General features: G+C 71.2%; 22 protein-coding genes. 10 read left to right on the top strand and 12 right to left on the bottom strand.

All coding sequences use genetic code 11. The features are described 5' to 3' along the window. Positions 1-137: 137 nt before the first annotated feature. Positions 138-1,370 carry an NnrS family protein gene (locus ACAM26_RS11515; RefSeq protein WP_369613703.1) on the top strand — a complete coding sequence of 411 codons (1,233 nt, stop codon included), beginning with the start codon at positions 138-140 and terminating at the stop codon, positions 1,368-1,370. On the opposite strand, the gene ACAM26_RS11520 is transcribed toward ACAM26_RS11515, so the two are convergent. From ACAM26_RS11520 to ACAM26_RS11530, 3 genes are all read right to left on the bottom strand, one after another. After that, on the bottom strand, positions 1,348-3,327 hold the full coding sequence (locus ACAM26_RS11520) for a methyl-accepting chemotaxis protein (protein ID WP_369613704.1): 1,980 nt from the start codon (positions 3,325-3,327) through the stop codon (positions 1,348-1,350). The two genes, ACAM26_RS11515 and ACAM26_RS11520, sit on opposite strands and share 23 nt — an antisense overlap. Before the next feature lie 352 nt (positions 3,328-3,679). Next, the gene (locus ACAM26_RS11525; protein ID WP_369613705.1) at positions 3,680-4,327 is read right to left on the bottom strand and encodes a heme-binding protein; all 648 of its coding nucleotides are present in this window, start codon (positions 4,325-4,327) and stop codon (positions 3,680-3,682) included. 34 nt (positions 4,328-4,361) lie between these two features. Beyond that, positions 4,362-4,862, bottom strand: a complete 501-nt coding sequence (locus tag ACAM26_RS11530) for a DUF2452 domain-containing protein (RefSeq protein WP_123141514.1) — start codon at positions 4,860-4,862, stop codon at positions 4,362-4,364. A gap of 152 nt (positions 4,863-5,014) precedes the next feature. On the opposite strand from ACAM26_RS11530, the gene ACAM26_RS11535 reads away from it, so the two are divergent. Both ACAM26_RS11535 and ACAM26_RS11540 read left to right on the top strand, forming a co-directional pair. After that, positions 5,015-6,172, top strand: coding sequence for a class I SAM-dependent methyltransferase (locus ACAM26_RS11535; protein ID WP_123142637.1), 1,158 nt, complete (start codon positions 5,015-5,017; stop codon positions 6,170-6,172). A 58-nt stretch (positions 6,173-6,230) separates the two neighbouring features. Then, positions 6,231-7,031, top strand: coding sequence for a sulfite exporter TauE/SafE family protein (locus ACAM26_RS11540; protein ID WP_123141512.1), 801 nt, complete (start codon positions 6,231-6,233; stop codon positions 7,029-7,031). Between the two features lie 7 nt (positions 7,032-7,038). On the opposite strand, the gene ACAM26_RS11545 is transcribed toward ACAM26_RS11540, so the two are convergent. Then, positions 7,039-7,581, bottom strand: a complete 543-nt coding sequence (locus ACAM26_RS11545; protein WP_132229271.1) for a hypothetical protein — start codon at positions 7,579-7,581, stop codon at positions 7,039-7,041. Positions 7,582-8,030: 449 nt separating this feature from the next. Here ACAM26_RS11545 and ACAM26_RS11550 point away from each other — a divergent pair, with 449 nt between their 5' ends. Beyond that, on the top strand, positions 8,031-9,020 hold the full coding sequence (locus tag ACAM26_RS11550; protein ID WP_369613706.1) for an IS110 family transposase: 990 nt from the start codon (positions 8,031-8,033) through the stop codon (positions 9,018-9,020). A gap of 64 nt (positions 9,021-9,084) precedes the next feature. Here ACAM26_RS11550 and ACAM26_RS11555 read toward each other — a convergent pair whose 3' ends face one another. Then, entirely contained in the window at positions 9,085-11,046 is a 1,962-nt protein-coding gene (locus tag ACAM26_RS11555) for a transglycosylase SLT domain-containing protein (RefSeq protein ID WP_369613707.1), read from the bottom strand. 225 nt (positions 11,047-11,271) lie between these two features. On the opposite strand from ACAM26_RS11555, the gene amrB reads away from it, so the two are divergent. Then, positions 11,272-12,054, top strand: coding sequence for an AmmeMemoRadiSam system protein B (gene amrB, locus ACAM26_RS11560; protein ID WP_369613708.1), 783 nt, complete (start codon positions 11,272-11,274; stop codon positions 12,052-12,054). Next, positions 12,041-12,655, top strand: a complete 615-nt coding sequence (gene amrA, locus ACAM26_RS11565) for an AmmeMemoRadiSam system protein A (protein WP_369613709.1) — start codon at positions 12,041-12,043, stop codon at positions 12,653-12,655. The genes amrB and amrA overlap by 14 nt, the downstream gene beginning before the upstream one ends. A 6-nt stretch (positions 12,656-12,661) precedes the next feature. Here the strand turns inward: amrA and ACAM26_RS11570 are convergent, their stop codons facing one another. The 6 genes from ACAM26_RS11570 to ACAM26_RS11595 form a co-directional block, all read right to left on the bottom strand. Continuing rightward, positions 12,662-12,991 (bottom strand): SMR family transporter, encoded by a 330-nt coding sequence (locus tag ACAM26_RS11570; protein ID WP_123141507.1) that lies wholly within the window; start codon positions 12,989-12,991, stop codon positions 12,662-12,664. A gap of 122 nt (positions 12,992-13,113) precedes the next feature. After that, positions 13,114-13,770: a class I SAM-dependent methyltransferase gene (locus ACAM26_RS11575; RefSeq protein WP_369613710.1), complete on the bottom strand. Its 657-nt coding sequence runs from the start codon at positions 13,768-13,770 to the stop codon at positions 13,114-13,116. Between the two features lie 23 nt (positions 13,771-13,793). Next, complete coding sequence (locus tag ACAM26_RS11580; protein WP_369613711.1) at positions 13,794-16,562, bottom strand: AMP-binding protein; 2,769 nt, start codon at positions 16,560-16,562, stop codon at positions 13,794-13,796. Positions 16,563-16,601: 39 nt separating this feature from the next. Continuing rightward, positions 16,602-16,871, bottom strand: a complete 270-nt coding sequence (locus ACAM26_RS11585) for a hypothetical protein (protein ID WP_223806097.1) — start codon at positions 16,869-16,871, stop codon at positions 16,602-16,604. Positions 16,872-16,881: 10 nt separating this feature from the next. Beyond that, complete coding sequence (locus tag ACAM26_RS11590) at positions 16,882-20,022, bottom strand: efflux RND transporter permease subunit (protein WP_369613712.1); 3,141 nt, start codon at positions 20,020-20,022, stop codon at positions 16,882-16,884. A gap of 30 nt (positions 20,023-20,052) precedes the next feature. Then, positions 20,053-21,321 carry an efflux RND transporter periplasmic adaptor subunit gene (locus ACAM26_RS11595; protein WP_223806096.1) on the bottom strand — a complete coding sequence of 423 codons (1,269 nt, stop codon included), beginning with the start codon at positions 21,319-21,321 and terminating at the stop codon, positions 20,053-20,055. 349 nt (positions 21,322-21,670) lie between these two features. Here ACAM26_RS11595 and ACAM26_RS11600 point away from each other — a divergent pair, with 349 nt between their 5' ends. From ACAM26_RS11600 to ACAM26_RS11610, 3 genes are all read left to right on the top strand, one after another. Beyond that, entirely contained in the window at positions 21,671-21,898 is a 228-nt protein-coding gene (locus ACAM26_RS11600; RefSeq protein WP_123141501.1) for a hypothetical protein, read from the top strand. Between the two features lie 451 nt (positions 21,899-22,349). Further along, positions 22,350-23,078, top strand: coding sequence for a hypothetical protein (locus tag ACAM26_RS11605; protein ID WP_123141500.1), 729 nt, complete (start codon positions 22,350-22,352; stop codon positions 23,076-23,078). Further along, the gene (locus ACAM26_RS11610) at positions 23,068-23,910 is read left to right on the top strand and encodes a DUF3037 domain-containing protein (protein ID WP_123141499.1); all 843 of its coding nucleotides are present in this window, start codon (positions 23,068-23,070) and stop codon (positions 23,908-23,910) included. The genes ACAM26_RS11605 and ACAM26_RS11610 overlap by 11 nt, the downstream gene beginning before the upstream one ends. Positions 23,911-23,918: 8 nt before the next feature. Here ACAM26_RS11610 and ACAM26_RS11615 read toward each other — a convergent pair whose 3' ends face one another. Further along, positions 23,919-24,185, bottom strand: coding sequence for a hypothetical protein (locus ACAM26_RS11615; protein WP_062273843.1), 267 nt, complete (start codon positions 24,183-24,185; stop codon positions 23,919-23,921). A gap of 840 nt (positions 24,186-25,025) precedes the next feature. On the opposite strand from ACAM26_RS11615, the gene ACAM26_RS11620 reads away from it, so the two are divergent. Then, the gene (locus tag ACAM26_RS11620) at positions 25,026-25,409 is read left to right on the top strand and encodes a hypothetical protein (RefSeq protein ID WP_369613713.1); all 384 of its coding nucleotides are present in this window, start codon (positions 25,026-25,028) and stop codon (positions 25,407-25,409) included. The last annotated feature ends 20 nt before the right edge of the window (positions 25,410-25,429 follow it).

Raw genomic sequence — 25,429 nt, forward strand, 5'->3', positions numbered from 1 at the left:
CGGCGGCCGATTTGACCCGCATCAAGGCCGCCGCCGCGCCGTCCTCGCTAGCCTGATCGACGCTGCCTGCGGCCCCGCGCCGCGCCCAGCCGACAACCGCCGCCGCGCGGCGGCTCATCCAGCGATCGAGATCCCCCATGCCCACACCCGCCGTCCTCGGACAGGGCTTCCGCCCCTTCTTCCTCGCCGCCACCCTCGCGGCGATCGCCGACATCGTGCTCTGGCTGGCGATGCTCCACGGGTACTGGCCCTGGCCGCACCACCTCGGCGGGGTCGGCTGGCACGCCCACGAGATGCTCTTCGGCTATTTCGCCGCGGTGATGGCCGGCTTCCTGCTCACCGCCGCGCGCAACTGGACCGGGGTCGCCACCCCCACCGGGGCCACGCTCGCCGCGCTGCTCGCGCTCTGGCTCGCCGGACGGGTCGCGCCCTGGCTGGGCGGGCCGCCGCTGCTCGCCGCCGCGCTCGATCTGGCCTTCCTGCCGGCGCTCGCCGTGGCGCTGCGCGACGCGCTGTGGCACGGGCCCAACCGCGCCAACCGTGCCTTCATGGCGCTGCTCGCGGCGATGTCCCTGGCCGGGGCGATGGCGCACCTCGGCGCGCTGGGCTGGCTCGCCGGGGGCGAGACGCGCGGTCACCGGCTGATGCTCGATCTGGTGGTGATCCTGCTGGTGCTGATCTCCGCGCGGGTGATGCCCTTCTTCATCGAGCGCGGGCTCGCCGGGGCGCGACCGCGCACCTGGCCCGCGCTCGAGCGCGCGCTCCCGGCGCTCGGCCTCGCCCTGGCGCTGACCGACCTGATCGCGCCGCTCGGCGTGCTCGCCGGGGCGCTCGCCATCGCCCTCGGCGGCGCGCTGCTGGTGCGTCTCGCCGGCTGGCACGACCGACGCCTCTGGCGTACGCCGATGCTCGCGGTGCTCTATGTCGGGCTGCTGTGGCTGGCGCTGGGGCTGGTGCTCGACGGACTCTCGGCGCTTAGCGCACTCGCCCCGCGCGGCGCGCTGCACGCGCTGACCGTCGGCGCGATCGGGGTGGTGACGCTGGGGATGATGGCGCGGGTCACGCTCGGGCACAGTGGTCGGCCGATGCGCGCCGGGCGGACGACGCGCGTCGCCTTCGCGCTGATCAACCTCGCGGCGCTCGCGCGCGGGCTGGGGCCGGTGGTGGTGCCGGAGGGCTACAGGCTCTGGCTGGTCGTCGGCGGCGCGTGCTGGATCGGCGCCTTCGCGCTCTTTCTGTGGATCTACGCGCCGATGCTGGTCAGACCGCGGGCCGATGGTCTCATCGGCTGTCGCGCCGGCGCGAAGGACGCCCCGAGGCAGCCATCGGCCGGCGCGCGCGCACCCCTCACACCCGGAACTTCTGCATGATCCGCGTCATCGCGCCGTGAGAGGACTCCAGATCGGCGATCAGCGAGCGCAGATCGGCCATGGCGCTGGCGATCTCGCCCGACTCGCCCTTGACCGTCGCGACCTCGGCGGCGATCTCCTCGGCGGCGGCGTGCTGACGCTGCGCGGCCTCGGCGACCAGCTCGATCTGCTCGCGGATGCCCTCGATCTGGGCATGAAGGTTGTCGATGTTGCCGAGCGAGCGCGCGCTGCGCTCCGAGGTGCGCTGGCTGGTGTCGCGGATCTCTTCCATGATCTGGCGCAGCGCCTCGGCCTCGCTCCTGATCGCGGCGAGCACCCCGCCGATCTCACCGGTGGCGGTCTGGCTGCGGATGGCCAGTTGCCGCACCTCGTCGGCGACCACCGCGAAACCGCGCCCGCTCTCGCCGGCGCGCGCGGCCTCGATCGCGGCGTTGAGCGCGAGCAGGTTGGTCTGCTCGGAGATGGCGTTGACGCTGTCGAGGATCCGCGCGATCGACTGGCTCTTGTCGTTGAGGCTCGCCGTCGAACCGAAGGCGCGCTCGTTCATCCCCGCCAGCGCCTCGATCGCCTGCTGGGTGCCCTGGGTCATCTCTCGCGCCTCCCGCGACAGCTCGGTGAACCGCACCGTGCTGTCGAGCGCGCCCTCGGCGGCCTCGGTGATCCGCCCGGAGGTCTCGTTGAGCGACTGCGTCACCCCGGAGATGCCATGCACCGCGCCATCGGCACTGGCCACCTGGGCCACCACCTGGTCGGAGACGCTCTCGACCTTGTGGATGCTCGCGCTGGTGGAACGGTCGCTGACCACCAGCTGCTCGACCACCTCGCGCAGGTTGGCCACCATGCGATCGACCGCGCGCAGGATCAGCCCCAGCTCGTCGCGCGAGTCGTCGGCCAGACGCAGCGACAGATCGCCGGTCGAGGTGATGCGATCGAGCGCCTGTCTGACACGATCGATCTTGCCGGTGAGCTTGCGCGCCACCGCCACCGAGACCAGCGCGACCAGCGCCAGCAGCACGCCGAAGACGACGAAGGAGACCGCCACGGTCAGCTGCGCCCGCGACTGGCGCTGCTCCATGGCGGCGAGGATGCCTGTCCTGACCGCGTCCATCAGCGCCTTGACCTCGCCGATATAGCGCGTCGCCGCAGCAAACCAGTCCCCCGGCGACGGGTACTCGCCGGTGAGCGTGCCCGACTCGGCGAGCAGGCGATTCTGCACCCGATCCATCATCTGCGCGGTGTCGGAGTCGACCACGACGTTGAACTGGCGCTGCAACCCAGGGTCGGTCTCCGTGCTGAACTGCCCCACCGCGCGGCGCAGATCGGCGACATAGAAGCGCAGCGCCTGCTGCGCGGCCGGGGTGATCTCGCCGACCGAGAGCACGCCGTTGACCTTGCCGCGGAGCTGACCGAGCTTCTCCTTGACCCAGGCGAGGTGCCAGGACATCAACAGCTGGCGACGGGCCAGATCGTCACCGATATGACCGATGCACTTGACGAAGAGATCGAGGGCGTTGGCGTTGATATCGGAGTAGAAGCCGAAGGCCTCGGCGCCGCTGCGCGCGTCGACCTGGGTGCGGATACGCGAGCGCCCGGCGGCAAGCTCCACCAGCCGGCGCAGGCCATCGACCAGATCGCCGTAGCCGAGCCGCGCGGGGTCGATCAGCGCCTCGACCCGGGCGAGCGCCGCGTCGGCACGCTCGCGCTGGGCGAGGATCTTCCGGTGCAGCGCGGCGTCGCCCGAGCCGATATAGCCGGCCGAGAGTCCACGCTCGACGGCGAGGTTATGGGCGACCGCCTCCACCGCATAGGCGACGTCGACGAGATGACGGTTGTGCCGGGCCTGCGCCACCTGATCGAACTGACGCGAGATCACCAGCCCGGAGAGCGACAGCAACGACAACAGCGCGATGGCGAGGATGACGGCGAGCGCGACCTTCAGGCTCAGATGCTTGAACATGGAGCGATTCATCCCTTGACTGATGAGGCAGGCGCGCGCGCCACACCAGTGACCCCGGAGGCGGAGACGGCGGCCAATTCATCATCGGCGGGAGGGGCCTGGCACGCGACTCGGTGAGACCTATCTGTGTACGGATGCTCGCAGTCACAAGGTCGTGCCGGACGGCGGCGGACGACTGACCTTCGCCCTCCCGATCATTGATCAAGGGGGGGGGCAAAGGCGGGACGACGGTCTCGGCCCCGCGCCTGGGCGGCGCGGCGAACCACACGAAAAGGACACGAAAAGTCAATCCATCGCGCGTCTGTCCGTGCGGACGGCGCCGCACGGACAGCGCGGGCGAGGTCAGTCGGGCCTAGTCGGTCGCGGCCAGCTCCAGCATGACCTCGTTGCGACGCAGGAAACCCGGGGTGAGGGGGTCGTTGTAGTAGGCATAGGTCGGCGCGCCGGTGACGGCGAGGCCGCGCGTCTCGAGCCAGGCGCGCAGCCTCGACTCCTGCTCGGCGATCAACGTATCGGTGGCGCGACCGGAGAAGCGGATCGCGGCCACGCGGCGCGGTTCCAGCGCGCGCAGCCGCACCGCCTCGCCCGCCGGCGCCGGCAGGCTGTCGAGGTCGTAGCGCGCCGGCATGATGAAGCGCACCGCCCACTGACCCGCCGCGTCGGTCGGGGTCTGGGTGACCGGAACCGTCATCGCGATCGGCTCGTCGGCGGGCGTCTGGGTCACCGGGGCGGTCATCGACACCGACTCGCCCTCGCGCTCCTTAGCGAAGATATAGCCGGCCAGCGGCCCGAAACCCGCGCTCAGCGCCGCGCGCCGGTCGCCGTCGCGGCGCACCTCGGCGACGATCAGCGCCGGGTAGTCACGGATCTCGATCGTCTCGTCGCGCTCGACCACCCGGTAATCCGGGGTCTCGACGTTCTGCACCACGAACACGAACACCGCCATGGCGACCACGCCGAGCACGGCCATGGCGCCGATCAGGATCAGCACGAACTTCATTGATCAAACCTCCGGGGTCGGAAACAGGGGGGATTCAACGCTCGCCGGACTCGGGACCCAGCCCGCCGATGCGCAACAACTGGCTGACCAGCTCGCCGGTGTCGTCGTCCGCACCGAGCTGCTCGGCGGGGGTCCAGGAATAGTCGGTCTCGAGCCGGTAGGAGCCGACGAACGCGTGCGGCACCGCGCCGCCCCAGTCCTCCGGCGAGAGCATCGAGAAGAAGGTGCGACCATCGGCGCGACGATAGAGGTGATAGGTCTTGCCGGGGATACGCTTGAAGGCGCACTGGGCCTGGTTGAGCGCCTGCTCGACCTGGGCGTCGGCCAGCACCTTGCGCGCCTCCTGCTGGAGCAGCTTGATCTGATCGGCAATGACGCGCAGCTTGGCCCCGGTGCGGGCACCGAGCATCGCCTCGGCCCGCTCGACCTCGGCGGTGAGCTCGCGGGTATCGAAGGCCGGGGCCAGCCGGCTGACCGGATAGGGGGCGCTGCGCTCGTCTCCGGTGTGCAGCACCGGCTTGTGGTCGTCGCTCATGCAATCTCCTGAATCACTGATCTCACCGGCAACAGATGGCGCTGGCGGACGAAGAACTCCAGCCACATCCGAGGCCCGGTGGTGCACATCGAGGGTCGATGCCGGGTATTCTACCCACCAATCCAGCCCCATCGCTTCGAGCCGGCCATACCATGCACGCCCCTGAAGAGACCCGCCACGCCCAACGCATCAGCACCGCGCTCAGCGCGCGCATCGACGCGGAGATCGCCGCCAGCGCCGACGCCCTGCTGCCCTTCGACCGCTTCATGGAGCTGGCGCTCTACGCCCCCGGGCTCGGCTACTATGTCGCCGGCGCGCCCAAGTTCGGCCGCGGCGGCGACTTCATCACCGCCCCCGAGTACTCGCCGCTGTTCGGCCAGTGTCTTGCCGCGCAGTGCGCCGAGGCGCTGGCGCGGCTCGGCGGCGGCGACGTGCTGGAGTTCGGCGCCGGCAGCGGCGCGCTCGCCAGCCAGGTCATCACACAACTCGCCGCGCTCGACCGGCTGCCCGAACGCTATCTCATCCTCGAGCCCAGCCCCGATCTGCAGGCCGCCCAGCGCGAGCGCCTCGCCACCCTGCCCGCGCCGCTGGCCGCGCGCTGCCACTGGCTCGAACGGCTGCCCGAGGGGTTCAACGGGGTGGTCATCGGCAACGAGGTGCTCGACGCCATGCCGGTGCACCGCTTCGCCATCGGCGCCGCGGGCGAGGTGCTCGAGGTCTTCGTCACCGGCGAGGACGGGCAGTTCCGCGAGGTCCAGGCCGCGGCGCGATCGCCGGGGCTGGTCGAGGCGGTCGAGGCGCTGCAGGCGGCGGGGCTGGCCCGCGCCCCCGGCTACGGCTCCGAGATCAACCTCCGGCTCGGTCCCTGGTTCGCCGCGCTCGACGGCGCGCTCGAACACGCCCTGGTGCTGCTCGCCGACTACGGCTATCCGCGTCCGCTCTACTACCACCCCGAGCGCGACATGGGCACGCTGATGTGTCACCACCGCCATCGCGCCCATGACGACCCCTACCGTCACCCCGGGCTGCAGGACATCACCGCCCATGTCGACTTCAGCGCCGTGGCCGAGGCCGCGACGCGCGCCGGCTTCGGGCTGGCCGGGTTCACCACCCAGGCGCATTTTCTCATCGGTTGCGGCATCGACACCCTGCTCGCCGCCGCCCCCGACCCGCTCGATCTCGCCCAGCAGGCCAAGCAATTATTGCTGCCCGACGCCATGGGCGAACGCTTCAAGGTGATCGGGCTGACGCGCGGACTCGACGGTCCGTGGCGCGGCTTCGGCGAGCGCGATCTCGGCGATCGACTCTGACCGGTGCGGCCACGGCGGGCTATGATGGCGGCTTTGTCGCCGTCACAGGACCCGCACCATGCCGCTCGTCGAAGTCATCGCGCTGATCGCCCTCGGTCTCTGCTCCGGCCTGCTCGCCGGGCTCTTCGGGGTCGGCGGCGGGGCGGTGATCGTCCCCGCGCTGATGCTGCTCTTCCCGCTGTTCGACCTCGGCGGCCCCTGGCTCGCGCACCTGGCCGTCGGCACCTCGCTGGCGACCATCATCGGCACCGGGATCGCCTCCACCCTCGCCCACCACGGTCGCGGCGGGGTGCGCTGGGAGCTGGTCGCGCGTCTGGCCCCGGGGATCGTGCTCGGCGCCTGGATCGGCGCGGCGCTCGCCGGGGTGCTGCCCGAGGTCTGGCTGCGGCGGCTGTTCGCCGTCTTCCTCGCGGTGATGGGGCTGCGCATGGTGCTGCGCGCACGCGCCCCGGCGGGCGATCGCCCGCTGCCGGGCTGGCGCGGCATGCTCGGCGCCGGCGGCGGCATCGGCGGGCTCTCGGCGCTGGTCGGGATCGGCGGCGGCACCCTCACCGTGCCCTTTCTCGGCGCCCACGGGGTGGAGATGCGCCAGGCCGTGGGCACCTCGGCCGCCTGCGGACTGCCGATCGCCATCGCCGGGATGATCGGCTTCGTGGTGGTGGGCTGGGGACGCGAGGGCCTGCCGGTCGGCAGCACCGGCTTCGTCTACTGGCCGGCGGTGCTCGCCATCCTGCTGGCGAGCATCCCCAGCGCCCCGCTCGGTGCGCGGCTCGCCCACACGCTGCCGGTGGCGCTGCTCAAGCGGCTGTTCGGCGCGCTGCTGCTGTTGATCGCCACCCGGCTCGCGCTCGGCGGCTGAGTCCCGCTCAGCGCTCGGCGCCGAGCACCAGACGACGGTAGAGAAAGATCTGGCCGCTGGCGTCGCGCAGCGCCAGCCGGCCACGGTCGAGCGCGAACTCGAAGCGATGATCGAACTGGGCGCGCGGGTTGGTCAGCTCCAGCCAGCGCTCGGCGATGCGCAGCTCGCCGTCGATATAGCCGCCGTGGGCCGAGTAGAGCCGGTAACGATCGCCCTGCACGATCAACAGACTGCCGTCGCTGCCCTCCCACTCGCCATCGAGCGAGGTCACCCCGGCCGCCTCCCCGAGCGAGCGCGCAAACCGCTCCATGCCTCCGGCGCCGGGCATCCCCAAGGTATCGAAGGCCGAGGGCCAGCCCGGCACACCGGCCTGCCCCGACCAGCCGCCGCGCTGCGGCGCGAACAACCCCATCGCCTCCATCATCTGCGCCATGGCATCGGCCATCGCCTCGCGCGAGATCCCCCCCGAGGCCAGCGCCAGCGGCGCGACGGCCAACGACGCGCACAGCGCGCAGACCCACGAGGAACGACGGAGGGACAGCATGGACATGGACAGGGAACGACAACGGTGACCACGGAAGGCGCGCTAGTGTAGCAGACGGGACCGGCGCGGCGGACGCCAGGAGATTGAACCGCAAAGGCCCAAAGGACGCGAAGAAAGCGACCAGCCTTCAGCAAACAGCCTCCGGTATCGGTGTGCAGTCAACCGCGACGCGACGAGACAACCCAGCCCCCTCACTGGAGGCTGACAGCTGGAAGCCTTTCTTATCTTCGCGCTCTTGGCGGCTTGTATCTTGCCACCCCGTGGTGGTTAGCTCCCACCGCGCGAGATTGAGGCAGCTCGATTGCGACTGAAGGCCTGGACCTTGCCGCAAAGATTCAGCCCTCGATCTCTCTTCTCATGCCAGTCTCGACACTGAACGGTATCCAAGGGGCGAACCCTGCATGGACAAGGCGAGTGGGTATGAGGACTGGCCCAGGATCAAGGAGTGGACGACGATGATGTCTCTCGGAATCGATGTCTCGAAGGCGAAGCTGCACACCGCGCTGGAGCTGAGCGAGCAGGAGCGGGTTAAGCTCAAGACCAAGACGGTGCCCAATACCGCCGCGGGGGTGGAGGCGCTGATCGACTGGCTGGGGCGTCAGGGGGCGAGGCCGGAGGCGGTCCATGTGGTGTTGGAGGCCACCGGCCCTTACCACGAGACGGCCGCCGAGCTGCTCCACGGGCGTGGCCTGACGGTCTCGATCGTCAACCCGGCCCAGGCCCGGGACTTTGCGCGCGGCCTGGCGGTGCGCACCAAGACCGACGCGGTCGATGCCAAGGTGCTGGCGCGCTTCGGCGCGCTCCTCAAGCCCGCGCCCTGGACGCCGCCCTCGCCCGAGGTGCGCTTCCTGCGGGCGCTGCTGGCCCGTCAGCGCGCCCTCATCGAGGACCTGCGACGCGAGCGCAACCGCCTGGAGAAGGTCGAGGCGACCCACACCCCGGCGCTGGTGCGCGACTCGGTGCGCGAGAGCATCGCCTTCCTCGAAGAAGCCCTCGCCAAGCTCCAGCAACAGATCGACGACCACCTCGACGGCCATCCTCAGCTACGCGAGGACGTCGACCTCCTCACCTCGATCCCCGCCGTCGGCCTCAAGGTCGCTCAGCGCTTCGTGGCGTTGCTGCAAAGCCGCCCCTTCACCTCGGCCCAACAGTTCGCCGCCTACCTCGGGCTCGTGCCCGTCGAGCGACAGTCGGGCACCTCCGTGCAGGGGCGCGCCAGACTCTCCAAGGCCGGGCCTGCCCATGCACGCGCCACCCTCTACATGGCCGCCGTCACCGCCATTCGCTACAACCCTCACGTCAAGGACCTCTACGAACGCCTCCTGGCGCGCGGCAAGCCCAAGATGGTCGCCCTCGGCGCCGCCATGCGGAAACTCGCCCACATCTGCTTCGGCGTGTTCAAGAACCGTCGTCCCTACCAGCCCGATTACGCTTCTGCGGCTTGACGGGAAAGACGGTATCTTAGCGGTTCAAGCTTTTCAGCTGGCGGCTGGTCGCTGACGCCCCGCCTCACTCCCCCGCCGGCGCGACCCGGGGTGCCAGCCAGTCGCGGACCCGGGGGCGGTCGCTGTCGAGTCGGGCGGCGTAGATGGCGCGGTAGGTGAGCACCCGCTCGACATAGCCGCGGGTCTCGACGAAGGGGATGGTGGCGATCCAGCGGTCGGTGGCGAGCGCGCGCGTCGGGCGCCACCGCGCGACCCGCGCGGGGCCGGCGTTGTAGGCGGCGGTGGCCAGGGCGACATGCTCGAAACGCCCCTGCATCCGCGCCAGATAGGCGCTGCCGAGACCGATGTTGCGCCCCGGGTCGAGCAGCGCCCAGCGCGACTCGAGCGGCGTGCCGAGCGCTTCGGCCATGTCGCGCGCGGTGCTCGGCAACAGCTGCATCAGCCCGACGGCGCCGGCGTGCGAGGCGAGCGTGCGCGCGAACACGCTCTCCTGGCGGATCACCGCGAACACCCACGCCGGGGCGAGCCCCTGGGCGCGCGCGGCGGCCTCGACCTCGGCGCGATGGGCGAGCGGGAAGCGCAGCGCCAGATCGTCCCAGTAATCGGTGCGCGCCAGGGTGCGGATCGCCTGATCGTGCCAGCCGAAGACGTCGGCGACATAGGCCGCGGCGAGCAGGTCGGCGCGGTCGAGGTCGCGGGTCAGCGCGCGCCACTCGCGGCGCATCTCGGTGTCGCGCCCGAGGGCGTCGAGTTCGCGCATCCGCCGCACCGGCGCCAGCGCGGTGAGGCGGGCGATGCGCGCGGGCTCGGCCGGGGTCACCCGGTGGTGCATGCGATAGGGCAGGTCGAGTCGGTCGGCGGCCATGAAACCCCACAGGCTGCGCGCGCGGGCGGCGCGCGCGAACAGCGCCCGCGCCGCCTCCGGGTGCCCCAGCTCGGCCTCGGCGCGGGCCTGCCAGTAGAGCCAGCGATCGGTCTTGACCTCGCCCTCGGGCATGCGCTCGACCCAGCGCGCCACCCAGTCCCACTCGCCTCGCGCGAGCGCCGCGCGCAGCCGTCTCTCCTGCGCATCGAGCGTCTCGGGCAGGGCGCGCAGCCCGTCCCACAGGGCGAACCCGCCGGCGGCATCGCCGCGCTCCACCAGCGCCTCGCCGAGCGCGGCGCGGACCCGGTCGGCGGCCTCGGCGTCGAGGTCGAGCGCCGCGCGCCACCGCGCGAAGGCAGTACGCGCGCGCTCGGCATCGCGCGCGGCAAGCCGTGTCAGCACGTCGGCGAGGAGCACCGCGCGCAGCGGCTGCGGGGGCAGCGCGGCGCCGGTGTCAGGCAGCCGCTCGGGGGCGGCGCGCAGCGCCAGCCAGCGTTCGAGCCAGGGGCGCTCGCGCGCCGGCAGATCGGCGCCGAGATGACGCGCGAGTCCGTCCTGGCCGGCCTCGAGCGCAAGCCGGATGCGCGCCCACACCCGCTCGGGGGTCAGTCCCCCGGCGGCGCGCCAGGCATCGAACACCGGGTCGCAGGCATCCGGCTGAGAACGCCCGCTGCGCCACAGCGGCTCGACCTCGGCGAGGGCGCGCGCGCTCGCGCCGGTCTCGATCAGCGCGCGCAGATAGAGACAACGCCGCTCGACATCCTCCTCGGGCCGATAGAGCCTGCGGTAATCGGCCCAGCGCCCGGCCGCGGCGAGGCGTTCGAGATAGGCGCGGCGCAACCGCCAGGCGAGCTGGCTCTCGGGCTCGACGGCGAGGAAACGCTCGATGGCCGCGTCCGGCGTGTTGTCGAGGTCGGCGGTGAGCTCGGCGAAGCGCAGATAGGGATGGAGCGGATAGTCGCGCAATGCGCGCTCGAGCCGGGCGAAGGTCTCGCCATCGCCCCGCGCGAGCGCGCGCTCGGCGGCGAGGAAATCGGCGCGTGCCTGGAGCGTGTCGAGACCACGCGCCTGCGCCGCGCCCACCGCCAGCATCAGCACCAGCAAGGGCGCGCGCCAGAGACGACGAGGCCAGCGACGGGCAAACGGCGCCACCACGCTCACCCGCGCATCCGGGAGGGCGCGACGGCGCGGGCGTTGCCCTCTCGCCGACAACGACGATAATGGAACAGGGGATGCGGTCGCGCATCACGATCGATTCGCACGGTAACGGACTCCCGCGCCAGCGCATCAGTCAACGGGCATGGTCCCGGGCGACGGCGCCCGGAGTCGCTAGCATAACCAAGCCCGACCAGCAGCGTCGATGGGTCCCGATCGGGAGAAACCGACATGCCACAGACTCGACCACCCGCCGTTGCCGGGCGCTTCTACCCGGCCAGCCCCGAGGCGCTCGGCGCCGAGATCGACGGCTATCTCGCCGTCGCCGCCACCGGCCCGACGCCCAAGGCGATCGTCGTCCCCCACGCCGGCTATCGCTACAGCGGCGCGATCGCCGGACACGCCTATGCGGCGCTCGGCGAGGCGCGCGCGCGCATCCGCCGGGTGGTGCTGCTCGGCCCGGCGCACCGGGTGGCGGTGCGCGGCATCGCCACCAGCGCGGCGACGGCCTTCGCCACCCCGCTCGGCGAGGTCGCGCTCGATCAGGTCGCCATCGCCCAGGCGCTGGCCTTCGACTGGGTGCACACCCTCGAGGCCGCGCATGCCGAGGAGCACAGCCTGGAGGTCCAGCTGCCCTTCCTGCAGCGCGCGCTCGACGACTTCTCGCTGGTCCCGCTGGTCGTCGGCGAGACCCCGACGGCCGAACTCGTCGCCCTGCTCGAGGCGCTGTGGGGCGGCGCGGAGACGCTGATCGTGGTCAGCTCCGATCTCAGCCACTACCAGCTGCGCGCCGAGGCCCAGGCACTCGATCGCGCCACCTCGACGGCGATCGAGCGGCTCGACGCCGCGGCCATCACCCCGGATCACGCCTGCGGCTGCTATCCGCTGCGCGGCCTGCTGGCGCTCGCCCGACGCCACGGGCTGGCCGCGCACACCCTGGCGCTCGGCGACTCGGGCGCGGTCTCGGGGACCCCGCAACAGGTCGTCGGCTATGGCGCCTATGCCTTCCACTGAACGCGCACTCGACGCCGAGGCCCGCGCCCTGCTGCTGCGCGTGGCGCTGCAGGCCATCGACCACGGGCTCGCGGGCGGCGCGCGGCTCGACCCCGACCCCGCGCGCTACCCGCCGCCGCTGCGCGCCGAGGGCGCCTGCTTCGTCACCCTCGAGCACGCCGGTGCGCTGCGCGGCTGTGTCGGCAGCCTCGAACCGCGACGGGCGCTGGTGCGTGATGTCGCCGCCAACGCCCACGCCGCCGCCTTCGCCGACCCGCGCTTCGCGCCGCTGGACGGCGCCGAGCTGGACGGGCTGCACCTGGAGATCTCGGTGCTCTCCCTGCCGGTCGCGATCGACTGCACCGACGAGGCCGGGTGCCGCGCCGCGCTGCGCCCCGGTGTCGACGGCGTGGTGCTGCGCGCGGGACGGCGCCGCGCGACCTTCCTGCCCGCGGTCTGGGCGCAACTGCCCGAGCCCGCCGCCTTCCTCGCCGCGCTGCGTCTCAAGGCCGGGCTCGGCGCCGATGACTGGCCGCCCGAGCTGCGTCTGGAGCGCTACACCACCGAGCACTTCGGTGCCACCGTCGCAGCACTGCGCGAGACCCCGGCCCCACCGTCCTAGCCCGTCTCAGTGCCCGGCGGTGCGCGAGAACAGGTTGATCACCAGTACCCCGGCGAGGATCAGCCCCATGCCGAGGATCGCCGGCCAGTCCGGGACCTGACCGAACACCAGGGCGCCGATCACCGCGATCAGCACGATCCCCATCCCCGCCCAGATCGCATAGGCGACACCGATGGGGATGGTACGCAGCACCAGCGCCAGACAGTAGAAGGCGGCGGCATAGCCGATCACCACCACCAGACTCGGCACCAGCCGGGTGAAGCCGTCGGAGAACTTCAGCGCCGAGGTCGCGATCACCTCGGCAATGATCGCCAGCCCGAGATACACATAACCCATACGTAGACTCAAGCATCACAGTGCCGCGCCGGCCCCGCCGTGCGGCGGCCCGGTCGAGCATCGGTTCAATGGATCGGGGTCCGGTCGAGGACCCCGGAGAGCATGCCCGTGCGAGCGCGCGCTCAGCCCGGCAGCAGCGTCTGCAGCCGCATGCGGTCTTCGAGCAGGATCGGACGCGCGGCGCCATCGGGGCCGAGCAGCGCATCGATGCGCGCCACCGCCGTCGGGTCCTCGGGCAGCGCATAATGATCGAACACCGAGCCGATCAGCTCGCTGCGATCCTCGAAGCGCCAGCAGCCACTGAACCCGGCGTCGTAGGCGAGGCGCAACGGACAGCGCGCCACCGCGCGCTGCGCCGCGGCGACCTCGGCACCCTCGTCGACGAGTTGGGCGAACACCCGCTCGAGCCGCCCGCTCTCGTCGGGCTCGATCACCAGCACCCGCCCGCCCGGGGCCAGCACCCGCGCCGCCTCGGCGAGCGCCCGCGCGGGATCGCGATGATGGTGCAGCGACAGGGTGAAGACCACCAGATCGAAGCGCGCCGGGGCGAACGGCAGGCGCTCGCCGCTCGCCGCCACCAGCGCCTGAGCGGGCAGGCGCGCGCGCGCCGCATGCAGCGCCGACTGTACCGGATCGAGCGCCACCAGCGCACCGGCACGCGCGGCCAGGCGCGCGCTGACCCGGCCACTGCCGCAACCGATCTCCAGTACCCGCGCAGTCGCGAGATCGGCCTGCTGTTCGATCTGCTCGAGCATCCGTCGGTCGGTATCTCTCTGCATCACCCCTCCACGCTCGAAGTCGTTCAACCGCCCGCCACCCGCGTCTCGATCCACTGTCGCGCCTGCTCGCGCAACGCCACCGCGGCGCCCCAACCGGCGCCCTCGGGGACCAGCGGCGGCCCAATATACACCCTCACCCGCCCGCGTCGCGGTGAGAAAAGGCGGGCGCCGGCGAGCAGCTCGCGGGTGCCGTCGAGCGCCACCGGCACCAGCGGCGCCGCCGTCTCGGCGGCCAGCGCGAAGGCGCCCATGCGGAAGGGCAGCAGGCCGGGGCGAACGCGGAAGGTCGCCTCGGGAAAGAGCGCCAGCGGACACCCGGCGGCGAGCCGCGCGTGCAGCGCAGCGAGCGCCGCGCCGCCGGCGCGGACATCGAAGCGATCGACCAGCACGCAGTCGAGCCGCTGCAGGAAGTAGGCGGCGAGCCGGTTGCGTCCCAGCTCGCGTTTGGCGACGAAGCACAACGGCCGACCGATCGCCTCGGCCAGCACCAGGGCATCGACATAGCTCTGGTGGTTGGCCACCAGCACCCAGGGCGCGCCCGGCGGCGGCAGCCGCTCGCGCCCCGCGACCTCCAGGCGCACGCCGACGAGCCGGCGCAGCAACCCGGCGGCACGCCGCGCCACCGCCCAGCGCAGCCCCCGCCCCGGCAGCAGCGCCACCGCCAGCCAGCACGGCGGCGCGATCAGCGCCAGCATCAGCCAGACATGGACGGCGTAGAGCCGCTGCGGCAGCGTGCCGAGGTCGGCCAGCATGCGCACCCGCAGCCCGGCGAGGGTGACCCGCGCGAGCTGCCACCAGGGCGAGGCCGGCGTCGTCTGGATGCGCCCGGCGAGATAGCGCGCGCGGGTGTCGCCGCGCCGCAGCTTGCCGCTGGAGGTCTTGAGCACCGCGCGCGGCGGCGCGAGCACGATCTCGTCCGGCGGCGCGCCGAGCACCTCGCCGGCGCGCGCGAGGATGCGCTGGCGCAGCAGCGCGCGCCGCCCGGGGTCGCGCTCCTTGGTCTCGGCGACCACCACCAGGCGCTCGCTGCCCTGCCCCGAATCGCGCGCGGCGAAGGCCACCACGCAGCCCTGGCGCACCCCGCGCAGGGCGCCGATGGCCTGCTCCAGCTCGTAGGGGTAGAGGTTGCGCCCGCCGCGGATGATCAGATCCTTGACCCGGCCGGTGAGATGGATCTCGCCGTCGGCGAGATAGCCGCGATCGCCGGTCTCGTGCCAGCCGTCATGAATCAGCGCGGCGCTCGCCTCGGGGTTGCGGTAATAGCCCCGGGTCGCCGAGGGCCCCTGGAACTGCACCAGCCCCTCGTGACGCTCGGGCAAGGGCACGCGCCGGGCGTCGACCACCCGCAGCCGATACCCCGGCAGCGGCCGACCGCAGCCGACCACGCGCTGCGCGCCGGGGTCGTCACAGTCGACGCGCAGCGCATAGCCGCTCTCGGCGAGGCGCTCGCGATCGATGCAGTCAATCCTCGGCCCCCGGGTCGGCGGCGGGAAGCACAGCCCCACCGCCGCCTCGGCCAGCCCATAGACCGGGGCGAGCGTCTCGGCGCGCAGCCCGCAGCGGGCGAAGCGCGCGGCGAAGCGCTCCAGGGTCTCGGCGCTCACCGGCTCGGCGCCGTTGAAGGCGCGGCGCCAGCTGCCGAGGTCGAGTCCGGCGAGCTGCTGCTCGCCGATGCGACTGAGACAGAGCTCGTAGGCGAAGTTGGGCGCCGCCGAGAGGGTGGCGCGATGATCGGCGATCGCCTGCAGCCAGCGCCGGGGCCGGGCGAGAAAGGCCAGCGGCGAGAGCGAGACCAGCGGGATGGCGAAATAGAGGCTGCCGAGCCAGGCGCCGATCAGCCCCATGTCGTGATAGAGCGGCAGCCAGCTGACGAAGCGGTCCTCGGGGGTGATCGCCACCGCCTCACCCATGGCGCGGATGTTGGCGAGCAGCTCGGCGTGGCTGAGCATCACCCCCTTGGGCGCGCCGGTGCTGCCCGAGGTGTATTGCAGGAAGGCGAGGTCGTCGGCCGTCGCCGCCGGCGCCTCGATCACGCTCGGCTCGCGCTCGAGTCCGTCGAGGGTGAGCACCGCGCCGAGCGCCGGCAGCTGCAGCCGCAGCACCGCCGCGACCCGCGCCGCCGCGCCCTCGGTGAGCATCGCCACGCAGCCGGCGTTGGCGAGGATGCGGGCATGCCGGCGCAGATGATCCTCGATGAGCTGGGGACGCGCCGGCGGGTAGATCGGCACCGGCACGGCACCGGCGCGCAGCACGCCGAAGAAGCTGAAGAAGTAATCCGGCCCGCTCGGCAGCATCAGCGCCACCGTCTCACCAGGACGCACCCCGGCGCCGCGCAGCCGGTTGGCCACCCGTGCCGCGCCCTCGGCAAGCTCGCGATAGCGGATCGGGTGGACGCGGTCCTCGGCGTCGTACCAGTGGATGTGCACCCGCTCGCCCTGACGCGCGCAGTGCCAGTCGAGCACCTCGAGCAGGGTTTCGGCCTCCGCCGGGGTGCCGGCGTGGGCGTCGGGGTCGGGCACCAGGCGCAGGGTCGGCCCCGGCCCCACCGCGCCGCGCGCGCGCGCCAGCGCCTGCAGTTCGGCGACGGTGGCGGCGAGCAGCGCGCGCTCGGGCAGCTCGATCCCGAGTCCCTGCTCGATGCGGGCGTTGAGCTCGGCGCGGCTGAGGCTGTCGAGCCCGAGATCGGTCTCGAGCCGGGTGTCGGGCCCGATGGTCTCGGGGGCGATGGCCAGGCGCGAATCGCGGGCGAAGGCGCGCACCAGCGCCAGCAGCGGGTCGGCGGGGTCGGACATGAGGCTTTTCGCTCCTGGCGCCGCGCGCGGCGCCCGGCATCAGTCGTGGATGGGCTCGGCGGGCGCCGCCAGCAGTCCCTCGCGCACCAGCACCGCGTGCACCCGGCGGGCGCTGCGCGCGAGCGCCGAGAGCTCGGCAAGCCCCGGGCGGGCACCGGCGGCCAGGCGCCACTCCCAGTCGTCGAGCTGTTGCTCGATGAACTCCAGCAGCTTGGGCGCGCAGCCACCGGCGCAGGCGCCGTGACAGACCCGGGCTGCGGGGTCGTCGAGCGGCAGCTCGCGGCGGATGCGCGCGATCAGCGCGCGCATCGCCGTGGGGCTATCGGGTGGCATCGGCGCGGCGGCGCCAACCGGCGCCCTTGAGCCACTCGCGCAGGGACTGCATGACGAAATAGGTCACCGGGATCAGCAGGATACCGACCACGGTGGCGGCGAGCATGCCGCCGAACACCGCCGTGCCCAGCGCCACCCGCGAGCCCGCCCCGGCCCCCGAGGCGAACACCAGCGGGAGGATGCCGAGGAGGAAGGAGAGCGCGGTCATCATCACCGCGCGAAAGCGCAGCCGCGCGGCCTTGACCGCAGCATCGTAGATCGACAGCCCCTCGACCTCGCGCTGTTCCTTGGCGAACTCGACGATGAGGATGGCGTTCTTCGCCGCCAGCCCGATCAGCATCACCAGCCCGATCTGGGTGTAGAGGTTGACGTCGAGCCCGGCGGCGCCGACCGTGGCGAGGGCGCCGAACACCGCCACCGGTACCGCCAGCAGCACCGCCAGCGGGATCGCCCAGCTCTCGTACTGGGCGACGAGGAAGAGATAGACGAACAGCAGCGCCAGACCGAAGATCAGCGGCGCCTGCCCGGCGGCCTCGATCTCCTGGTAGGACATGCTCGTCCACTCGTAGCCGAAGCCGCTCGGCAGGGTCTCGTCGGCGGTGCGCTCCATCGCCGCGATCGCCTGCCCCGAGCTGTAGCCGGGGGCGGCCGCGCCGGAGATATCGGCCGAGCGGAAGAGGTTGTAGCGGGCCATGATCTGCGGCCCGGTGATGGTCTCGACCTCGGCCAGGGTGGCCACCGGCACCATCTCGCCGTCGCTGCTGCGCACGAACAGACGGAGGATGTCGCTCGGGGTGTCGCGGAACTCCCCTTCGGCCTGGGCCATCACCCGCCAGGTGCGGCCGAACTTGTTGAAGTCGTTGATGTAGACCGAGCCGAGCTGGGCCTGGAGGGTGGCGAACAGCTCGTTGAGCGGCACCTGCAGGGTCTCGACCTTGTCGCGATTGACCTGGAGGAAGAGCATCGGCACGTCGGCGCGGAAGGTACTGAAGGCACTGCCGATCTCGGGCTGGCTGTTGGCTGCGACGATGAAGCCGCGCATCGCCGCGGCGAACGTCTGCAGGTCGCCGCCGCTGTAGTCCTGGAGCACGAAGGAGAAGCCGCCGGAGTTGCCAAGGCCGGGGATCGCCGGCGGCACGAAGGGGATGACGTTGGCATCGATGGTGCGCGCGGCCACGCCCTGGGCGGCGGCGACGATCGCCGGCAGGCGCAGCCCGGTGTCCTGGCGCTCGTCCCAGGGCGCGAGCACCGGGATCACCAGCGCGCTGTTGGAACCGAAGGCGCCGTTGAGCATCGAGTAGCCGGACACCGAGATGACGTTGGTCACCCCGGGGATCTCCAGCAGTTGCTGCTCGACACGCCCGAGCACGGTCTCGGTACGGGTGAGCGAGGCGGCGTCGGGGAGCTGCACCTCGATGAAGAAGTAGCCCTGATCCTCCTCGGGCAGGAAGCCGCTGGGCAGGTGGGTGAACAGCCAGCCGGTGGCGGCGATCAGCCCGACATAGAGCAACGAGATCAGCGCGGCGCGGCGCACCGTCATCTTCACCGCGGCGGTATAGCCCGCGGTGAGCCGGCCGAACAGCCGCTCGAACCAGTTGAGCCAGCGCAGCGGCTTGCGCCCCGGGCGCAGCAGCACCGAGCACAGCGCCGGGCTCAGGGTCAGGGCGTTGATCGAGGAGATCGACACCGCCACCGCGATGGTCACCGCGAACTGCTGGTAGAGCTGGCCGGTGATCCCGGGCATGAAGCCGACCGGCACGAACACCGCGAGCAGCACCAGGGTGGTGGCGATCACCGCGCCGCCGACCTGATCCATCGCCTTGGCCGTCGCCGCCTTCTGGTCGAGCCCCTCCTCGGCCATCAGCCGCTGCACGTTCTCGACCACGATGATGGCATCATCGACGACGATGCCGATGGCCAGGATCAGCGCGAACAGCACGATGGTGTTGAGGGTGAAGCCCAGGACGGCGAGCACCGCGAAGGTGCCGATCAGCGACACCGGGATGGCGATGCCGGGGATCAGCGTGGTGCGCCAGTCGCCGAGGAACAGGAACACCACCAGCACCACCAGGCCGACGGCCTGATAGAGCGTCACCTTGACCTCGTCGATCGAGGCCGAGATGAAGTTGGTGGTGTCGTAGAGGATGGCCTGCTCCATGCCATCGGGGAAGCGCTCGGCGAGTTCGGCAAGCTGCGCGCGCACCGCCGCGGCGGTGGCCAGGGCGTTGGCGTCCGGGGTCTGGTAGACGGCGAGCACCACCGAGGGGCGCCCGTCGAGCCGCCCCGAGGCCGAATAGGCCTGGGCGCCGAGCTCCACCCGGGCGACGTCGCCGACGCGGATCGCCGAGCCGTCGGGATTCATGCGGATGATGATGTCGGCGAACTCCTCGGGCTCGGTCAGCCGCCCCTTGGTGGTCACCGTGTACTGGAACTGCTGATCGACCGGCGCCGGCGGCGCGCCGATCTGACCGGCCGGCACCTGCACGTTCTGCGTCGCCACCGCGTTCTGGAGATCGGCGACGCTCACCCCCAGCGCGGTCATGCGATCGGGCTTGAGCCAGAAGCGCATGCCGTAATCCATCACCCCGAGGATCTCGGCCTTGCCGACCCCGTTGACGCGCCCGAGCGCATCCTTGATGTTGATGGTGGCGTAGTTGTTGAGATAGAGCGCGTCGAGGCTCAGATCGGGCGAGTAGAGGTTGACGATCAGCAGCATGTTGGTCGACTGCTTCTCGGTCTTCACCCCCTGGCGGCGCACCTCCTCGGGCAGCTTGGGCTCGGCCTGGGCGACGCGGTTCTGCACCTTGACCTGGGCCATGTCGGCGTCGGTGCCGATCTCGAAGGTGACGGTGAGGCTGTAGCGCCCGTCGTTGTCGGACTTCGAGGACATGTAGATCATGCCCTCGATGCCGTTGACCTCCTGCTCGATGGGGGCGGCAACCGTCTCCTCGACGACCTCGGCGCTGGCCCCGGCGTACTGGGTGCTGACGCTCACCGTCGGCGGGGTGATCTCGGGGAACTGCGCCACCGGCAGCCCGAGCAGCGCCAGCACCCCGGCCAGCGAGATCACGATGGAGATGACGAAGGCGAACTTCGGCCGGTTGATGAAGAACTTGGACAGCGTCATCGCAATGCTCCGGTCGGTTCGCCCATGGGCTCAGTCGCGCGCGGCGGGCGCGGCGTCGTCACCATCGCCGCCACCGTTCTCGCCGCTCGAACCCGGCCCGGTCGCGGCGAGCGGGTCGCCGGGCGGCGTGGTGGTCTCCGGGCGCACCTGGATACCCGGGCGCACCTTCTGGATGCCGTAGAGCACGATGCGCTCGCCGGACTCGAGCCCCTCCTCGATCACCTGACGGGTACCGAAGCGCTGCCCGGTCTTGACCCGGCGGCGCTCGACCTTGTCGTCGTCGCCGACCACCAGCACATAACTGCCGCCCTGGTCGGTGAGCAGCGCCGCCTGCGGCACCACCACCGCCGAGACCGCCTCGCGCCGTTCGATCACCACGGTGACGAACTGCCCGGGCAGCAGCAGCTGGTCGGGGTTGGGGAACTGGGCGCGGATCAGCACCGTGCCGGTGGTCTCGTCGACCTTGTTGTCGAAGAAGTCGAACCAGCCGTCGTGGGGATAGAGCGAGCCGTCGGGCAGGCGGATCTGCGGCACGAAATGCTGCTTGCCGGGGGCGGCCAGCTCATCCGGGTCCTGTCCCTGACGTGCCCGCGCCCCGGCCTGCGCCAGCTCCAGGTACCAGGTCTCGGCGATCGAGAAGGCGACCTTGATCGGGTCCATGCGGTTGATGGTGGCCAGCACCCCGGAGGCGGGTTCGACCAGGTTGCCGACATCGAAGGCGGCCAGGTCGATGCGCCCGGCGATCGGCGCGCGGATCTCGGTGTAGTCGACGTTGAGCTGGGCCTTCTGGATGTCGGCCTGGGCGGTCTCGACCGCCGCCTCCTGCACCAACACCTCGGCCTGGGCCTCGTCGACCTTCTGCTGGCTGACGTTCTTGGCCTTGGCCAGCTCCTGATAGCGCGCGAGATCGACCTGGGCGCGGTTGAGCGAGGCCTCGGCGGCACTCAGTTGCGCCTCGGCCTGGGCGAGGCTTGCCTGATACTGCTCGGGCTCGATGCGAAAGAGCAGATCATCGGTCTCGACCTGGCCGCCCTCCTGGAAGGCGCGCTCGAGCAGGAAGCCGGTCACCCGCGCGCGCAACGCCACGGTATCGGCCGCGCGGGTCTTGCCGACGAACTCGAAATAGGGATTGACCCGCTCCTCGGTGACGGCGATCACCCCGACCGAGGGCGGCTCGGCGGCGGGCGGCGCATCACCGCCGGGGACACAGCCAAGGATCAGCAGCGAACACAACGACAACACCGCCCCCGAGCGACGGGCAGACCGGAGCGGCACGGCGCCGCGCGGCATCGAAACCATGGAACATCCTCCGCGCGAGGTGGCATGGGGGCGCCGGGCAAGGCGCCGGGTGCAACCGACCGAGCCAGACCGGACCGGGGAAGTCGCACACTCACTGGGGACAAGGTTAGCCCGCCACCGCAGCAACGCAATAACCTTTATTTTCGCGCATGACGCGATCGCACATCGCGCCCTTATGAAAACAACCGCTTAGCCTCATGACGGCATGCGCCGGGCTCGGACGAACGCGCTCAGCCCGTCTCGGCAGCGCCGAGAGCGCTAACCACTCGCCCCATGCAACCCACAAGATCGGGGCGGTTTTGCTAGACTGACGCGACCCAAAATCCAACCTGCCCAGACCACCGAGACCATGCGCCTGCTGACCCTGCTGCTCGTCGCCCTGTTCGCGCTCTCGACCACTGCCTGCGGTGGCGCCGCGCGGGCCCAGAAACGCGCCTACAAGGCGCAGGAGACCGTCGCCAAGGAACGCCTGCGACTGATCGATGAGTATCAGCGCTGTGTCGACAAGGCCGGCACCGACGCGCTCAAGCGCGAGGGCTGCGAGAGCCATCTCAAGGCCGCCCAGGCGCTCGACTGAGCGCGACGTCGAGACCGACCGCGGACACCCGGCGGCGGCGCCCCGGCGCGGCGGTGTTTGCCGTCCGACAACTTCGGTTGTAGGCTTGTACGGATGCGTTGGCGCAACCGGCTTGGCCAGCGGCGCTGCGCGCAGTCGCCGACCCGGCGCGAGCCGGTCGCACGCGGCGGCACATCGCGGCAGATGACCTCGCGGCCCGTGCCGACACCGCCCGGGCGCTAGCCCTTGGTGGCGCATCACTGCCGAGCGGCGAAGAGCCGGCAGGCCCCGCAGCGACCACGCCGCCCTCCCCGTCGTCGTCCACCGCCGACGCGCCGCCCAGGCACCACCGGGCGCGCGCCGCGTCCGTGCGCAGTGCGACGGTGCTCGACGGCGGGCGGTCGGGCGCGGCCGATCTCGAACTACTGAACCAGATTGCGGACCCCCTGGCCCGCAAGGAGTGAGCCCCCTCATGCAGGGACGCCTGTGGCCCTTGGAAATCGTGCGTCTCGACCCCGTCGATCTGGGCGAGAACGACCTGCGCGCGATCGGCGTCGGCATCGACGGCCTGACCTACGCCATCAAGCGCAGCAGCGACGCCGCGCTGCTCCCCGCCACCGAGCTGATCTGCACCCGCCTGGCGCTGGCCTGCGACCTGCCGGTGCTCGGCGGCGAGATCGCGCAACTGCCCGACGGCACCATGGCCTTCGCCTCGCCCTGGGAGGGCGGCACCCTCGCCACCCAGGAGGCGCGGGTGTTGCTGATGACCAAGGGCGGGGTGTCGAGCCAGGTGCTCTCGGCGATCCTCGCCTTCGACCTCTTCGTCGGCAACCAGAACCGCCATCTCGGCAACTTCCTGGTGCGGCGCGACCCCAACCACAGCGTCGCCGCGGTGGTCGCCACCGACTTCAGCCGCGCCCTGCTGATGGCCGGCTGGCCGGTACCGATGCTCTCGCCGACCTGCAACACCCTGGTGGTGGCGCACGCCCTGATGCGCCTGCACGGCTTCGATCGCGACGCCGCGCTGCGCGTCACCGGCCGGCTCTACTCACTCCCCAACGATACCCTCGAACGCTGCTGTCGCGACCTGCCGCCGCACTGGCTGCCGCACGGCATCGCGGTCAAGCTCGACGACTGGTGGCGCAACCAGCGCATCGCCCGGCTCGAGCAGGTCGCCACGGTGATCGATCATGCCTTCTGAACGTCTCAAGTACGCCGTCATCCGCGTCGTCCCCGACACCCGCCGCGGCGAGACCGTCAACATCGGCGTGGTGGTGTTCCGCCCCGCGGGACTCGACGTGCGCCTGCTGCCCTCGCTGCACAAGGTGCGCGCGCTCGACCCCAGGTTCGACGAGCAGATGCTGCGCGACTACCCGCCCTACTTCTCTGCCCTGATCGAGGGCATCGAGCGCCCCGAGCAACAGCACCAGGTGCTCGCCAACCTCGGCAGCATCCGTCTCTCGGCGCTCGGCGAGTTCCATCTCGAACAGGGCCAGGACTACGAGCAGCAGGTGCAGTCGATCCTCTCCGACCTGGTCAAGCCGCCGCTCAAGCACAAGCGCGTCGAGCCCGTCACCCGGCTCGAGACCGTCATCCGCCAGCAGTTCGAGGTGCTGCAGCTGCTCGCCAAGCAGGAGGACGACATCGACCGCGGCATGGTGGTGCCCAAGTACCCGATCGAGGGCCACGGCAACCTCTATGTCGACTTCGCGCTGCGCAAGGAGCGCTGGATCGTCACCGAGACGATCGACTTCAGCGGCTCGCCGAGCACCCTGCGCGGGGCCAAGTTCAAGGCCTCGGCGCTCAAGGCGCTGACCCTCGACGCCGCCGCGCGCAAGCTCAAGGGCGAGACCGTGCCGCTGGTCGTCTACCAGGCGGCCACCGACGAGATCCTCGAGGCGGTGCAGCCGAGCATCGACCTGCTCTCGGACTACGCCCAGCAGCTCTACAACTACGCCGACGCCGACGAGCGCGCCGCCTACTTCGACCGCATCGCCTACGCCGCCGGCCAGATCAAGGCCCCGCCCTACTGAGCGCGGCGCTAGTCCGCCCCGCCGACCTCGGCCCGCGCCCGCTGCTGCTCGCGCAGCAGATGGGCCAGCTCGTCGTCGATCGCCGCCTTGCGCCGCGCCTGCTGCACCGCACCCTCGCGCCGCACCGACTGCTCCAGCGCCACCGCCATCTCCATCGGCGAGCGATGGTCCAGCGCGCGCGACTGCGCGATCAAGCGATCGAGCGACAGATCCCCGGTCTCCGGCACCCGCAACAGGATGCAGGCCAGCTCGTGCCGGGTGAAAAGCTCATTCATACCTCTACCTCGTTAGCAACCGCGCCGTCCCATGCGCCACCGTCGATGGGCATCGAACGACACCCGAGCGGGGCATTCTAACCGCTGGCGCCGGGGGGGGAATGCAATCGGCTTCCAGCCACCAGCCATCAGCGACCAGCGACCAGCGACCAGCGACCAGGCGGCAGGCGGCAGGCGGCAGGCGGCAGGCGGCAGGCGGCAGGCGGCAGGGATTGAACCGCAAGGGACCGTCTTGCCCGTCAACCACCGGTCATGTGCGTCAGCCCTCCCTACTGGCGGCTGATCGCTGGCGGCTGACTCGAACCGCAAAGACCCAAAGGGCACAAAGGGTGATGACCGATCAGCGGTCAGCCGGAGGGCGGGCTCGGCGCTCATCACTGGAGGCCGGTAGCTGATCGCTGGTGGCTGATTCGAACCGCAACAGAGGGTCTTGCCCGTCAACCGCCGGTCATGTGCGTCGGCCCTCCCTACTGGCGGCTGGAGGCTGATCGCTGGCAGCTGACTTGAACCGCAAAGACCCAAAGGACACGAAGGGTGATGGCCGATCAGCGATCAGCCGGAGGGCAGGCTCGGCGCTCATCACTGGAGGCCGGTGGCTGATCGCTGGTGGCTGATTCGAACCGCAACAGAGGGACCTTGCCCGTCAACCGCCCGTCCGTCATATGCGTCAGCCCTCCTTATATGCGTCAGCCCTCCTTACTGGCCGCTGGCGGCTCTGACCGCTGGAAGCTGGTCGCTCGTCCGCTCCGCGGATGCCGGATCGCGGTGCCCGGTACTTTACCCCGGCAGGGGTAAGCTGCGATCCTTGATCGCCGGTTCCCGTGGAACAGCCCCAGCCTCATGGACGACCCGACCGCGCTGATCGAACACTTCTCGCAACTCGCCCCGCTGCTGCGTCATCCGCTGGTACTGGCCGGGTTCGCGCTGCTCCTGTTCTTCGGGCTGGGTCACGCGCTGCTCAAGCGCGGGATCATTCCGCCATTACCCGCCAACACGGCCGGGACCATCCTGCAACGGCTGCTGCAATACGGCTTCGTGCTCGCGCTGGTGACGATCGTCTTCGGCCTCGCACTGCAACTCGTCCGCCCCGACCAACAGCCCTGGGTCTATGGCTTCTTTCTCGCAACCCTGGTGATCGTGCTCGGCTTCGTCCTGCTGCTGCACAAGGACCGTCGCACCACCGCCCCTGTCCCCTTCCCCAAAAATAGGTCCAGCGAAAAGTAGAGACCGACGGCATGATGGTG

Source organism: Marichromatium sp. PS1 (genome assembly GCF_041155115.1).
GTDB lineage: Bacteria > Pseudomonadota > Gammaproteobacteria > Chromatiales > Chromatiaceae > Marichromatium > Marichromatium gracile.